The organism is Shewanella sp. Isolate13 (genome assembly GCF_022398325.1).
Classification (GTDB): Bacteria; Pseudomonadota; Gammaproteobacteria; order Enterobacterales; family Shewanellaceae; genus Shewanella.
Genome location: NZ_JAKEVD010000002.1, coordinates 35,156 through 47,723 on the forward strand (window position 1 = coordinate 35,156; position 12,568 = coordinate 47,723).

A 12,568-nucleotide genomic window follows, 5' to 3' on the forward strand; every position below is an offset into this window, starting at 1 on the left:
GGTTGTTTGTGGGGCATTTTATAGGCTTAGACGGGTTAAAGATGTGATTTCACCCACACTTGGTGTTAGCGTTTTGTGATAAAAATCCTTATTTATCAAGGGTAAAGTCATTATTTTGACGCTTTGTGTTATATTTTTGTTGTTTTGGCTTTTTATTGGGCAAAAGTGGCTGTTTTATGTTTTTTTGAACCAAAGAAGCTGGAAATATATTTTTAAACACAACTCATTTTTGTCCATAACTAAGAGTAAAATAGTGAGTAGGCGCATAAGCGCATAATGAGAGTGTGAGACCATGATTATTTTTACCACCAACTTAGGTGATATCGAGATAGAGCTGGATCTGGAAAAGGCGCCTGTTAGCGCTAAGAACTTTATCAAGTACTGCCAAGAAGGCTTTTATGAAGGCACGATTTTTCACCGAGTCATAAAAGGCTTTATGATCCAAGGTGGTGGTTTTACTGTCGAGATGGAAGAGAAGCCGACTCGAGCTGCAATTGTCAATGAGGCTAACCGTGGCCTTAAGAATGTTCGTGGCAGTATTGCGATGGCGCGTACCGATGCACCGCATTCGGCAACAGGGCAGTTCTTTATTAACTTGGCCGATAATAGCTTTTTAGATCATACCGCAACGACCAATGCTGGTTGGGGTTACGCCGTATTCGGTCAAGTGACTAAAGGTATGGACGTGGTGACAAAGATAGGCCGTGCTAAAACTGCTTCTAAAGGTGACCATGATGATGTGCCAAGAGAGGCGATTATCATTGAGAAAGTGACCATCAATCAGTAATCGATTGTGTACTCTGAGATAATAAAAAAGCGCCTTAAGGCGCTTTTTTATTATCAGTTTATTTAGCGTTTCACTGCCGTCTGGATCTTATAGATACGGTAGCTTATCGCCAGTGCGATACAGATGGCGGCGGGGGCCAGCAGGGCAAAGAATTGTAGCTTAGCAAAAAGGTAAGCCCCCAGTGCGCCGCCAGAGATAAAGCCCGCGATGATCAAGATAAACAGTATGGCTTTACGCTTATCAAATTTCTCGCCTTTAAACACGCCGCCTAGCATGATGCCGAGGTCGGTGAAAATTCCCGTAACATGAGTGGTACGCACAATCGCTCCGCTATAGGTGGTTGCCAGTGCGTTTTGTAGGCCGCAAGCCGCCGATGCCATGTAGTGACCGTAATAGGTGCCATCTTGCAGTAGATAGATAGCAAACAGAAGAAAGCCCGCCTCGATAAGTAATAAGGTGTCGTAATGACGCCCCAGTTTGACGCTGCTGCCGGAGAGAAATGCGCCCGAAAGTGCCGCGCCTAGCATAAAGCTGACTAAGATCCCTAGTAGATGGAACAAGACTGTGGGCGATGAGCTTAACAGCTGAGTGCCGACCAAGGTTGCCGTGCCAGATAAGTGGGAGACCGATTGGTGCTCGAAACCCAGCAGGCCGATGGCATTCACGCTACCCGCGGTAAAAGCCAGAATAAACGCACCATACTCAACCCATTTAGGAAGTCTAGAAATCACGGTATTGCCTTAGTTGCCCTCCAATCAACCGCGCCATTTGAGAGCAGTAAAGTAGGTGGACTATTGAGTCTTGAAATTAGGGAAATGTGGACGTTAAATCCGCAAGACGTATGCTTTTGGACTAAGGTTCATATTTTGCCAATTATCAACATACTAAACTGCAGTATAGATCGCAAAAGTACTGTGAATGCTAAGCAAAACAGAGGTTGTTCGTATTAGAAACAGCATGAGCTCCCCAGTTCATACTGATGGAGCCTAAGACTGGTTTTGTGAGCGGTTGGCAATGCTGCTATTGAGTCTAAAGCGCCAAGCATCACTAACAAGATTAGTGATGCTTGATCTTTGCTAGCTTAACTTTTTTTAAGGCTTAACAGCACACTGGTTAGTGCGCAACAAAGCAGAACTTGCGCTAAGTTGTGATTTAATGCCGCTAGAGATAATCCTCCACCTAATATCAGGTAATAGGTCAAACCAAATAATGCGCCAGCAGTGCCCGCCGCATCTTTATAATTGACCAATGCCTGACTGAGAATATTGGGGATGGCGATACCAAAGCCGATGACGACAAGCATCATTGGCAGCAAAAATAACAGATTAGATTGGCTCAGGTACACGCCGATAGCGCCAATTAGAGCGGCAATACAAGCCAATGAGAGTAATGCCTCCCCTTGCCAACCTTTGCTGATTAAATGCTTATTTGTGGCACTACCTATTAGCACTCCAATGGCGAGTACAATACCGCTTGCTCCAAATTGGTTCTGGTTTAGGCCAAGCTGAGTAAACATAAATGGTGCCAGCGAGTAATAGCCAAAAAGCATCAGGTTAAAGCTGGCAACCAAGATAGCGTTACGCCATATCATAGTGTCTTTTCCCATCTTTATCGCGAGTACTCTCAAGGAGGTGGGCTTACCTCTTTTATTTTGGGTTTCCGGTAGCCGCCAAACACATAACAGCAATAGAGTAATAGCCAGTAATCCTAGGGCTAGAAATACACCACTATGGCCCGATAGACTGGCAAGTAAGCCACCTAAGATAAGACCTAGCGCTGGGCTAATCCCAATTCCCATGCCCATAATTGAAAATACCTTGCCAAGCTCAGGCCCTTGAAAGCAATCGCGTAGCATCGTTTGGGTCACAATTGAGCCTACTGCAGCGCCAAATGCACTCAAGCTTCGCGCCAGTAGTAGATATTCAAACTCTTGGCTGTTGATAGCGATAATTGAGCCCACGGCGTAGCTCATCAAACCCAGTAACATACTGGGCTTACGGCCAATAATATCGGCTAAACGTCCCCAAATGATGACCCCTAGAGCAAATGCAATAAAGTAGATCGATAGCGTTTGTGAGGCTGCCTGCTGACTGACATTAAAGGCGGTCGCAATATCGGGTAGTACTGGGCTGTAGATGGTCTCGACGATTTGTGGAAACATCATCAAGCTGGTGATTAACCAGATCTCGGGTCTTTTATTCATGGTAATTCCGTAATGTTTAATGCTGTAGCTAGATTGCGGGAAGGAGTATAGCGACCCGAGAAAAGGTCGATTACAATAATAAAGACTAAAAACATCTGAAATCGGACAAGGTGAGCTATGGCTATTATCGATCATAACCAGCGCTTTAATGCTGATAAGATCACTGCCGCTGTCGTCGGGATCGCTGCCGATGTGGGGCAGCATGATTCGGGGATGCACCAACATAAAAAAGCACAGCTTTTGTATGCGCCGCGGGGATGTATGTCGATAACCTTATGCCAATCGGAGGGGGACAAACGTCAATGTGTACTGCCGCCCACTAAGGCCGCGTGGATCCCTGCTGGCGTAGAGCACTGCGCCAAGATGCGAAATGTGGTGGCATACCGTTCAATCTATTTTGATATTGAGGCTTTTCCCGAGCTGCCTCACTCAGTGAAGTTACTTGGGGTTAACCCGCTACTTACTGCCTTGATTGAGCGAATGGCAATGTGGCCATGGGATATGCCGAGTCAGCAGCAGGCGGCGCTTATAGCCCTATTTTCCGAGGAACTTAATTCGGCGGAAGAGCTCAAGCTATCGCTTCCTATACCTATAGATAAACGCTTACAAGGCTGGCTTAAGCTGCTGCAGACTGGGCAGCGTCAAGCTGAGCAACTTAAGCTGATGGCGGCTGAGATTGGTGCCAGTGAGAAGACGATTTCGCGGATTTTTACTAAAGAAACGGGAATGAGCTATCAAGCTTGGCGGCAGCAGTGGCGATTGCAGGCCGCAATAGAGCGCTTAGCCGAGAGGAGTAGCGTATCTAGGGTGGCATTTTCACTGGGCTTTGCGAGCGACAGTGCCTTTATTAGCTTTTTTAAGCAGCATCTTGGTAATACGCCAAGTCAGTACTTTAGGGCGGGTTCAGCAGCACTGTAGGCAGTTGCGCTAGGTTAAACCACACCTGCGCGACTCAAACGTGCCACCTTAACCCCTTTTAATGCGGCGATTCGATTCACAATGGCATTAAGCTCAGCCGCTTGTCCCTTGATGATAATTGTCTCTAGGCAGTTGTGATGATCCACATGCACATGGGTGCTACACATTACATGCACTAAATGGTTATGTTGGATATCGATTAGTTTCTCACTTAGGCCCCGTTGGTGGTGATCAAAAATCAGTGTCAGTACCCCAACGACATCCTCCTTACTCTCGTTCCATTGCTTATCGACGAGACGATCGCGAAACAGGTCGCGAATGTATTCGGAGCGAGACTGGTAGCCTCGCTGCAATAGGTCTTGTTCTATCTCATCAAACTGAGATTGTGGCATCGAAACAGTGAAGCGAATGGTGTCGTTAGACATAGCTAAATTCCTAAAAACTTAATTACTTTGAGTATCTTATAGATGTAAGCAAGATGCACCCTTATAAAAGTGATCTAGGTCAATGATGCAGTATTTAGTCTTTGGAATAAGCTGTTTTACTGAACAATTGGGTGTAGTGTTACGATTCGAAAAATAGTATTACTCAATGGATTGTGGATGTTATTGTGAAGCCGTTAATTCTATTAGTTCTCTCTCTTTTGCCCTTTGCTAGTCTCGCAAACACAGACAGGGTGTTAACCCTTGCCTTGGGAGCCGAGCCGGAAACGGGGTTTGATCCTATCTATGGGTGGGGGAAGTACAATCGTCCGCTATTTCAATCGACCCTGATTAAACGCGATAATGCCCTTGAACTGGTGAGTGATCTCGCCCTGCAGTGGCGCCTTAGCGAGGATCGCTTGAGCTGGCTAGTGGATTTACGCGATGGGGTTAAGTTTAGTGATGGCAGCGCGTTAACTGCAGCGGATGTGAAGTTTAGCTTCGATACCGCGAAGAACAGCGCCTCGCTACATGACTTAACCAATTTGGAGCGGGTTGAGATCTTAGATGACCACAGCTTACGATTCTATCTTAAGCAGGCCGATATCACCTTTATCGATAACCTAGTCAACCTAGCTATCGTGCCTAAGGCTAGTTATAACGCAGCCTACGGCCTCAATCCTATCGGTTCTGGTCCACTGGCCTTCGTGCGTTGGGATCGAAATCAGCAGCTTATCATGCAGCCCAATCCATACTATTACGGCCAAAAACCGGCTTTTTCTAAGATAGTAGTGACCTTTAGCGATGAAGATAGTCGCTATGCAAGACTGCGTTCTGGCCAGTTAGATCTTGCTGCTATCGCGCCTCGTTACGCCAAGATATTACCGCCGGGCTACAAGCTATGGAGCATAGATAGCGTCGATAACCGCGGTATCGCCTGGCCCATGGTTCCTGTTCAAGGTGGCGGCATAGGTAATGATGTCACTTCGGATGCTGTCATTCGCCAAGCTATTGATATGGCAGTTGAACGCCAGATTTTAGTACAGCAGTTATTAGACGGTTTTGCGACTCCAGCCTATTCGATAGCCGATGGCTTACCTTGGGGGCCTCAGCAGATCTCGTCAAATAAGCCCGATCTTGATGCCGCCAAGCGCTTGCTCGAACAAAATGGCTGGCAGCTTAAAGCTGGGCTACGCCATAAGGGGGGCACTGTGGCTAGCATGACGCTCTATTATTTAGCGGGTGATACGGTTCGCCAACAGCTGGCATTGGCCGTCGCGCAGATGGTTAAGCCATTAGGCATAGAGATTAAGCCCGTAGGCAAAAGCTGGGAGGCGATCTATCTGCAGATGCATAGTCAGCCAGTGCTGCTAGGCTTTGGCAGTCATAGTGCCACGGAAGTGAGGGCGGTTTATCACAGTGCTAGTCGTGGCAAAGGTTATTTCAATTCCGGCTACTATAGCAACCCGCAGGTCGATAAGGCGCTAGACAATGCGCAGGCCGCGGCATCATGGTCTGAGTCATTGCCATTCTGGCAGCAGGCGCAAACCTTGATCGCGGCAGATCGCCCCTGGACTTGGTTAGTTAACTTACAGCATCTCTATGCGGCTAATGAATGCTTAGATCTTAGTGAACCAGGCATAGAGGCTCATGGGCATGGTTGGCCTCTTGCAAACAATATTGAGCAGTGGCGTTGGCAGTGTCCTAATCGATGAAAAAGCTATCGCGTTCGGTATTACAGGTTAGCCTAAGACTGGTGCTACTGCTGATCTTGGTTATTGTGTTTGCCTATCTATTGCTTAGTTGGTCGCCACTGGATCCGATCAATGCCTATCTTGGTGGCAATGTTTTTGCGGTCTCTGAGGCGCAAAAGTCCTTACTAGAGAGTCAGCTGGCGCTAGATCAAGGTGTTGGACAGCGTTTGCTGCACTGGCTTGGGGGCTTGATGCAGGGGGACTTAGGCTACTCTAGTCTCTATCAACAACCCGTATCGAGTGTGATTGCCGAGCGCTTGCCGATCTCGCTGCTACTGATTGCGCTTAGCTGGATCTGCTCGTTAGTTTTCGGTTACCTGCTGGGACTCACTGCGGCTGTCTATCGTGGCGGTTGGTTAGATCGCATCATTCAAAAGTTCGCTTGGCTAATGGTCTGCATGCCATCGTTCTGGCTGGCGATGCTGTTAATTAGCCTGTTCTCTATCGCGCTAAGCCTAACACCAGTTTGCTGTGCGGCACCGATAGGCATGACGTTTACCGAGCAGTCGTTAGCTAGCATGTTGCAACACCTGCTACTGCCCGTTGTGACACTTACTGCGGTGAGTATGGCACCGATCATGCTGCATACCCGCGAGAAGGTGATCGATGTATTGCAGTCTGATTATGTGCAGTACTCATTAGCCCATGGTGATGGCCTATCCAAGGTGGTGCTGTTTCATGTGATCCGTAATAGCCTGTTGCCGGCGATTATCCTGCAATTTGCCACCGTTGCCGAGCTGTTTGGCGGCTCGCTGATCGCTGAAAGCGTGTTTAGCTTTCCTGGGGTTGGGGCGAGCATCGTTAAGGCTGGCTTGGCCAGTGATATGGGCTTGCTGATGGGCTGTACCCTGATCTCGGCGCTACTCGTCTTTGGCGGTAACTTGATAGCCAGCTTGCTTTCGCGCCGCTTCATGCTCGAGGCGAAAGATGCATAGCACATTACGTAAGCCAAGCTTTATTTTTGCATCCGCTAGTCTATTGCTGTTGGTGCTGTTCGCTTTTTTATGGCCATTTCAGGGGGCAGAGCTCAACCTGCTGCATAAGTATCAAGCTCCCTCAATGGCGTATCTGTTTGGCACCGACTGGTTAGGGCGAGATCTGTTTAGCCGCAGCATACAAGCGCTGGCACAGAGCATCTATGTGGGGGGGCTCGCGGTGCTGATGAGTAGTGTGTTGGCGCTGACGATGGCGATGTTCGCCATGTTGCATCCATACTGTCGTTGGCTGGTGGACTTGCTGGTGGATCTGTTTATGTCACTGCCTCACCTGCTGCTACTGATCTTGCTTTCTTTGGCCTTTGGCGGGGCCGAATGGGGCTTAGTGATTGCCATCGCACTGAGCCACTGGCCTAAGCTTACGCGGTTATTGCGGTTTGAGATGCAGCAAGTGCAGTCGACCCCCTATTATCGGCTGGCGGAGCAGTTTGGCTGTTCTCCATGGCAACGGCTTAAAACCCATATGTTGCCGCAAATTTTGCCTCAGTGGTGGGTTGGCGGATTACTCCTGTTTCCCCATGCCTTGACGCATATGGCGGCTCTCACTTTTTTAGGCTTCGGCTTAAATCCTGATAGCCCCTCTATGGGAGCTCTGCTGGCTCAAGCGAGCCAATATGTACTTACCGGACATTGGTGGCTAGGAGTGTGCCCGGGGCTGTTACTGCTTATCTGCTTACTGCTGATGTCTTATATTGCTCAGCAGTTGTTGGCGGCGCTGCGTCAGGGGCCGCAGACCCATCTAAAAGGAGTCGTGTCATGTTGAGTGTCGATAAACTCAGTATTCAATCGAACGATATCAGTCTGTTATCCCCCTTAAGTTTCTCGATTGCGAAGGGCGAAGTATTTGCAGTGGTGGGAGCCAGTGGCAGTGGCAAGAGTCTATTGGCACAAGCATTACTAGGTCAGGTACCGAGTGGGTTTAGCTTAAGCGGTCAGGTGCTCCATAGCTGTGGTGATAGGCGAGTATTGGCGGCGCAGTCTGCTTCGGTACTCGATCCTTTAAGGCGAATTTCATCGCAATTAAGTTATGCCTTGAGTCGAGTGCCTAAGGGCGCTAAACGCAAGAGGCCTTTTCCACTGGCGGCAGATATTACCCGTTGTTATCGTCATCAGCTGTCGGGCGGCATGGCTAAACGAGCATTACTGGCGCAGGCCTGTTGGCAGGCGAGTGAAATCATGATTGCCGATGAGCCATGTTGTGGCTTAGATAGTCAGGCTGCAGAAGGCATCTATCAACACCTCGGCTACTTGGCTCGTAGTGAGAATGTGGCTGTGATGGTGATAAGTCATAATTTAAGGCAGCTGCTTACTGTGGCTGATCGCATCTTGGTGCTGCGTGACGGTAAGCTGGTTGAGATCACTACCAGTGCCAATATTCGTAGCGGTGCCTGCGATAGTTATACACAAAGTCTTTGGGCTGCGTTACCGGAGCATTGGGGGTTAACAAATGCTAATGCTGCGTAGTGGCTGTCTTCGGCGGCATAATCAAAGCATTCAGTTTCCCGATCTCAGTTTGCAGCGTGGTGAGGTTGTGGGGATCTCAGGCCCTAGCGGTGTCGGGAAGTCATCGTTAGCGAGTGTGCTCGCGGGAATGGTCACTGCCGATGTCGAGTTGCTTGAGCTGCCTGCAAAGCAAGTTAACCAAGCCAACCCTGTGCAGTGGCTGATCCAGCAGAGTGAGTTCGCCTTTAACCCTCGACTGACATTAGCGGCCTCGTTAAATGAGAGCTGGAAAGGCGATGGCTATCTGCCCCTGTTACAGGAATATGGTTTACAGGCATCTTGGTTAGCGAGGCGACCAAGCCAGTTATCTGGCGGTCAGCTGCAGCGCTTTAATTTGATCCGTGCGCTGGTGCCGACCACTGAGTATCTGATCTGTGATGAAGTAACCGCCCACCTTGATATGGTGACCCAAGCCGAATTCTGGCAACAGCTGCTAGCCTGTGCGAAACGCCGCAACATAGGCTTGTTAGTGATCTCCCATGACGAGTATTTGCTCAAGGCTATCTGTCAGCGGGTAATTAACTGGCCGCAGGCTTAATTAAGTTCACATCCCTTCCTAATCGTTAGCATTACAGAGCAATACGTTTGAAACTTTGGCTGGCGCTTATATAGTCGGCGCTTTTTTAACTAACAGTTATTTAGGCTCGGTGAATATTTTTGAGTGTGATTCTCACCTCAGTTTGCTCGAAAAATATCACCAATAATAGCAGTTATTGGCCTACGCCAATAACTGCATGACAAAGTAGAAGTGCAGCCAATTCAATCCAATGAATTAATTCCAACAAGATTGTCAGAGGACAGTTTGTTATGTCTAGACCTAAGAAATGCCGCCACCTAAGTAGCTGTGTACCATGTAGCTTATTTAAACCCAATGGCATTCCATCGAGTGAGCTTGAGAAAATTCAGTTAGAAGCTGATGAATTTGAGGCACTCAACCTAGGGGATGTGCAAAAGCTGAGTCAGCTCGATGCTGCGGCATCAATGGGGATCTCTCGGCAAACCTTTGGTTATCTGTTGGCGAGTGCACGCAAAAAAGTGGCAACAGCAGTCACTCAAGGAAAGGCGCTTTTACTCCCTCAGAACCCTAAGAAGGATTTACTATGATTATTGCTATTCCTATGAGTCGAGATCGTTTGGCGACTCACTTTACCAAAGCGCCAGAGATAGCTTTTTACGATGAACAACTGCAATTAATCGCACGTTTTGAGAACCCCGCGGTGGGCGGTGGCTGCAGCGCTAAAAAGGCGATGCTAAACCTTATCATCGATCACAAAGCAGATATTGTGGTGGTGCAGCATATCGGTGAGCGCATGTTAGGCAAGTTGCTGGATGCGGGAATGAGTGTGAGCCAGACGGATAACACTATAGAACTGCCTGAGCTTATCTCTAGGGCGAAAGATCTGAATCACCGTTTGCTGAATGCTTCCCAAGGGCGAGCCTCATTGAACCATGAGAAGAAGGGCGGTTGTTGTGGAGGTTCATCGGGTGGTTGCGGCTGTAGCGGTGGCTCATCGGGCGGCTGTGGAACTTCCGGCGGCTGTGGTTGCAGCGGAAAAACCGCACCGACTAATAGCTTAGATCCAAGGCTGCTTAAGATACCATCGCCTCAGCAAGCTGGGGTGCAATACGCAGGTTTTAGAGTTATTAAATAATATAAGCAGCTTAGGTATTAAACTTAATAATTGATTGCGATAGCCCTTGGCGACTTTACATCTTGACGGAAATATCCGATGTTAGTAACGGCTGTGAGTGTTTTTTGACCAGGAGGGCGAGATGGCTGTATTGGTTATGGGGTTTATCATTCTATTTGTGGGTTTGGCCTTTATGGGCTTGCCGGAACTGAACCGCGTACTAAAGCTACATGATAGGGCACTCTGGGAGCGTCTACTTGGGTCCCAAGGCTCATTTGTCTCCTCTTTTGATCGCACGACGCTGTTTATTTGGACGCTGGGGCGCGGGTTTGAAAACTGCGAGAATATCGATATTCAGTATCAAGGCTTGTTGGCATATAAGCGGGCGATACGGGTGAAATATACGATTTTGACGGGAGTGTCTTTGATTATTATTGGCGCTGTCATCTCCTTGATGGGAGCCTAGCTATTTAGCCAAGTCGCAGATAATTGAAATAAAAAGCCGCAAACACCAAGGTGCTTGCGGCTTTTTTATTAAACAGTAGCTTACAGCAACCGTTGGGTCGCTTGCTTAGTCTACAGCAACCATCACGTTGCTTGCCTTGATGATCGCGTATGCTTGACCACCAACAACTAGGCCTAGTTGCTCACAAGATTTCTTAGTCACAACTGAAGTGATTTCAACACCCGGTGCTAGTTCGATAACAACTTCGTTGTTAACAGAACCTTCGTCGATTGATTTGATAGTACCGTTTAGTGTGTTACGTGCGCTGATTTTCATAAGTATATCCTTAATAATAAAGGATTTATTATAAAGAGCTTATCGCCAGATAGATATTAATTACGGACAATATGTCGCATTTACTTGAATCTAGTCGTATTTGCTTATCCCAAATCTCTTTTTTTGAGATCTAGATCGTATCTAGTTAATTTTCAATGATTATTTCCTGACCAGCTTTAGCTAGCCCTTATGTTGTGGAAGCGGGGGGAATAGAGTGAAGCATGACTTAGTAAGTGCATCAAGGCTTAGGATTAAGCCTTGATGTTGGAAGGCATTGCGGCGATCAAGCGTCTTTAAGCAGCAGAACCAAGACTTCGAAATGGTCTGTATGGGGGAACATGTCGAATAGTTGCACTTTCTGAACTCGGTAGCCCTGAATAGTGGCTAAATCTTTGGCCAAGGTGTGTGGATTACAGCTTGAGTATAGGATGGCTTTAGGGGCGAATGCAGACAGTGACTGACACAAGCTTTCACCAATGCCACGTCTTGGTGGGTTGACGATGACCACATCGGGCTTATCTTTGGCATCACAGCCTTGAGCAAAGCCAGTAGAGTCCAGCGCGGTAAAGCTAACTTGCGTTAAGCCCATTGCTTCTGCCGATAGCTTGGCGCAGGTGATAGCTTCAGCCGAGATCTCGATCCCGGTTAATGCGCTATGTTTCGATGCACAGTGCAGGCCGAAACCACCGACGCCGCAGAATAGATCCCAAAGCGTATCGGGTTTAAGCTCTGCCATCCACTCTCGAGCCGTTTGATAGAGCTTGGCGGCGATCTCTGGGTGAGTCTGAAAGAAGCTCTTTGGTCGAATGAACAGAGGCACATCGTTAAATTGTTCTGATAAGCGCGTCTGTTCGGTGAGGAAAAGTTCCTCTTCCCCTTCGAGAATGGCCATATGTACCGGCTGAATATTTACCGATACCACTTTAATCTGTGGGTATTCCCTTAATAGCTGCGGTAGTTCTCGCTCTATACGCTCGATAGATTTGTGAGATCTGAGCACAAACCGTAGCAGGTATTCACCCTTGATCTGACTACGGGTGAGTAAGATGAACTTAAGCTCGCCTTTTACTTTATCGACATTATAAGGCGGTATGCCCGCTTGGCGTACAAACAGCTCTAGTCGATGCAGTAGTTGCTGCATATCGGCAGGATATAAATTGCAATCACATAGGCTGACGGGCTCGCCCGTTGGGGTAACAATGCCTAAGATGGGTTGATGCGCCGCGCCAAGCACTACCATTTTAGCCTTATTACGAAAACCACTATCAGGACCAAACACAGGCTGGTGCCACTGTTCAACCTCGAAGTCGCTCAGTAGCTGGCTTAGTACTTGCGACTTAGCTGCAACTTGTTCTGGCATGGGTTGGTTTATATGGCAGCAAGAAAGACACTGCTGCTGATCAAAGTGGGCACATTTCACTGATTGGGTACTCTAAAGCGTTGGAACGATAATATTGGCGACTACTTTTGCTAGCCTGAAGTGCACTATTTTAGTGCTTTTTTACTCAAAAATCGCCCTTTGTGAGAAAGAAGTCAGTGTTATTTTTTGCTGTTGAGCCGAAAGCAAAAGCGCA

Annotated in this window: 15 protein-coding genes; 10 read left to right on the forward strand and 5 right to left on the reverse strand. The window is 47.9% G+C overall.

Annotation, left to right across the window (positions count from 1 at the left end; all coding sequences use genetic code 11):
• Positions 1 to 292 precede the first annotated feature (292 nt).
• Positions 293 to 787 carry a peptidylprolyl isomerase gene (locus L1D44_RS01285; RefSeq protein WP_239888507.1) on the forward strand — a complete coding sequence of 165 codons (495 nt, stop codon included), beginning with the start codon at positions 293 to 295 and terminating at the stop codon, positions 785 to 787.
• Between the two features lie 62 nt (positions 788 to 849).
• On the opposite strand, the gene L1D44_RS01290 is transcribed toward L1D44_RS01285, so the two are convergent.
• Positions 850 to 1,518 carry a YoaK family protein gene (locus L1D44_RS01290; protein WP_220769373.1) on the reverse strand — a complete coding sequence of 223 codons (669 nt, stop codon included), beginning with the start codon at positions 1,516 to 1,518 and terminating at the stop codon, positions 850 to 852.
• 350 nt (positions 1,519 to 1,868) lie between these two features.
• On the reverse strand, positions 1,869 to 2,990 hold the full coding sequence (locus L1D44_RS01295; RefSeq protein ID WP_239888508.1) for a multidrug effflux MFS transporter: 1,122 nt from the start codon (positions 2,988 to 2,990) through the stop codon (positions 1,869 to 1,871).
• A 117-nt stretch (positions 2,991 to 3,107) separates the two neighbouring features.
• Here L1D44_RS01295 and L1D44_RS01300 point away from each other — a divergent pair, with 117 nt between their 5' ends.
• The gene (locus tag L1D44_RS01300) at positions 3,108 to 3,908 is read left to right on the forward strand and encodes a helix-turn-helix transcriptional regulator (protein WP_239888509.1); all 801 of its coding nucleotides are present in this window, start codon (positions 3,108 to 3,110) and stop codon (positions 3,906 to 3,908) included.
• Positions 3,909 to 3,922: 14 nt separating this feature from the next.
• On the opposite strand, the gene nikR is transcribed toward L1D44_RS01300, so the two are convergent.
• Positions 3,923 to 4,333 carry a nickel-responsive transcriptional regulator NikR gene (nikR, locus tag L1D44_RS01305; protein WP_220769376.1) on the reverse strand — a complete coding sequence of 137 codons (411 nt, stop codon included), beginning with the start codon at positions 4,331 to 4,333 and terminating at the stop codon, positions 3,923 to 3,925.
• Between the two features lie 185 nt (positions 4,334 to 4,518).
• Between nikR and L1D44_RS01310 the strand changes: the two genes are divergently transcribed.
• The 8 genes from L1D44_RS01310 to L1D44_RS01345 all read left to right on the forward strand — a co-directional run bounded on the left by L1D44_RS01310 (position 4,519) and on the right by L1D44_RS01345 (position 10,679).
• A complete protein-coding gene (locus tag L1D44_RS01310; RefSeq protein WP_239888510.1) occupies positions 4,519 to 6,045 on the forward strand; it encodes an ABC transporter substrate-binding protein in 1,527 nt (508 codons plus the stop codon).
• Positions 6,042 to 7,019 (forward strand): ABC transporter permease, encoded by a 978-nt coding sequence (locus L1D44_RS01315; RefSeq protein ID WP_239888511.1) that lies wholly within the window; start codon positions 6,042 to 6,044, stop codon positions 7,017 to 7,019. Before L1D44_RS01310 ends, L1D44_RS01315 begins: the two co-directional genes overlap by 4 nt.
• Entirely contained in the window at positions 7,012 to 7,842 is an 831-nt protein-coding gene (locus L1D44_RS01320) for an ABC transporter permease (protein ID WP_239888512.1), read from the forward strand. The genes L1D44_RS01315 and L1D44_RS01320 overlap by 8 nt, the downstream gene beginning before the upstream one ends.
• Positions 7,836 to 8,543, forward strand: a complete 708-nt coding sequence (locus L1D44_RS01325; protein WP_239888513.1) for an ATP-binding cassette domain-containing protein — start codon at positions 7,836 to 7,838, stop codon at positions 8,541 to 8,543. The genes L1D44_RS01320 and L1D44_RS01325 overlap by 7 nt, the downstream gene beginning before the upstream one ends.
• Entirely contained in the window at positions 8,527 to 9,120 is a 594-nt protein-coding gene (locus L1D44_RS01330) for an ATP-binding cassette domain-containing protein (RefSeq protein WP_239888514.1), read from the forward strand. Before L1D44_RS01325 ends, L1D44_RS01330 begins: the two co-directional genes overlap by 17 nt.
• A 269-nt stretch (positions 9,121 to 9,389) precedes the next feature.
• Positions 9,390 to 9,686: a DUF134 domain-containing protein gene (locus L1D44_RS01335; RefSeq protein ID WP_239888515.1), complete on the forward strand. Its 297-nt coding sequence runs from the start codon at positions 9,390 to 9,392 to the stop codon at positions 9,684 to 9,686.
• Complete coding sequence (locus L1D44_RS01340) at positions 9,683 to 10,234, forward strand: NifB/NifX family molybdenum-iron cluster-binding protein (RefSeq protein ID WP_239888516.1); 552 nt, start codon at positions 9,683 to 9,685, stop codon at positions 10,232 to 10,234. Before L1D44_RS01335 ends, L1D44_RS01340 begins: the two co-directional genes overlap by 4 nt.
• A gap of 121 nt (positions 10,235 to 10,355) precedes the next feature.
• Complete coding sequence (locus L1D44_RS01345) at positions 10,356 to 10,679, forward strand: hypothetical protein (RefSeq protein WP_239888517.1); 324 nt, start codon at positions 10,356 to 10,358, stop codon at positions 10,677 to 10,679.
• A gap of 105 nt (positions 10,680 to 10,784) precedes the next feature.
• On the opposite strand, the gene L1D44_RS01350 is transcribed toward L1D44_RS01345, so the two are convergent.
• A complete protein-coding gene (locus tag L1D44_RS01350; RefSeq protein WP_012278778.1) occupies positions 10,785 to 10,994 on the reverse strand; it encodes a molybdopterin-binding protein in 210 nt (69 codons plus the stop codon).
• Between the two features lie 283 nt (positions 10,995 to 11,277).
• Positions 11,278 to 12,414 (reverse strand): 23S rRNA (uracil(747)-C(5))-methyltransferase RlmC, encoded by a 1,137-nt coding sequence (rlmC, locus tag L1D44_RS01355; protein ID WP_345773618.1) that lies wholly within the window; start codon positions 12,412 to 12,414, stop codon positions 11,278 to 11,280.
• Between the last annotated feature and the right edge of the window lie 154 nt (positions 12,415 to 12,568).

Coding starts and splice junctions, on each gene's coding strand:
- L1D44_RS01285 (WP_239888507.1), top strand. CDS start 293: ATGATTATTTTTACCACCAACTTAGGTGATATCGAGATAGAGCTGGAT.
- L1D44_RS01295 (WP_239888508.1), bottom strand. CDS start 2,990: ATGAATAAAAGACCCGAGATCTGGTTAATCACCAGCTTGATGATGTTT.
- L1D44_RS01300 (WP_239888509.1), top strand. CDS start 3,108: ATGGCTATTATCGATCATAACCAGCGCTTTAATGCTGATAAGATCACT.
- nikR (WP_220769376.1), bottom strand. CDS start 4,333: ATGTCTAACGACACCATTCGCTTCACTGTTTCGATGCCACAATCTCAG.
- L1D44_RS01315 (WP_239888511.1), top strand. CDS start 6,042: ATGAAAAAGCTATCGCGTTCGGTATTACAGGTTAGCCTAAGACTGGTG.
- L1D44_RS01320 (WP_239888512.1), top strand. CDS start 7,012: ATGCATAGCACATTACGTAAGCCAAGCTTTATTTTTGCATCCGCTAGT.
- L1D44_RS01325 (WP_239888513.1), top strand. CDS start 7,836: ATGTTGAGTGTCGATAAACTCAGTATTCAATCGAACGATATCAGTCTG.
- L1D44_RS01330 (WP_239888514.1), top strand. CDS start 8,527: ATGCTAATGCTGCGTAGTGGCTGTCTTCGGCGGCATAATCAAAGCATT.
- L1D44_RS01335 (WP_239888515.1), top strand. CDS start 9,390: ATGTCTAGACCTAAGAAATGCCGCCACCTAAGTAGCTGTGTACCATGT.
- L1D44_RS01340 (WP_239888516.1), top strand. CDS start 9,683: ATGATTATTGCTATTCCTATGAGTCGAGATCGTTTGGCGACTCACTTT.
- L1D44_RS01345 (WP_239888517.1), top strand. CDS start 10,356: ATGGCTGTATTGGTTATGGGGTTTATCATTCTATTTGTGGGTTTGGCC.
- L1D44_RS01350 (WP_012278778.1), bottom strand. CDS start 10,994: ATGAAAATCAGCGCACGTAACACACTAAACGGTACTATCAAATCAATC.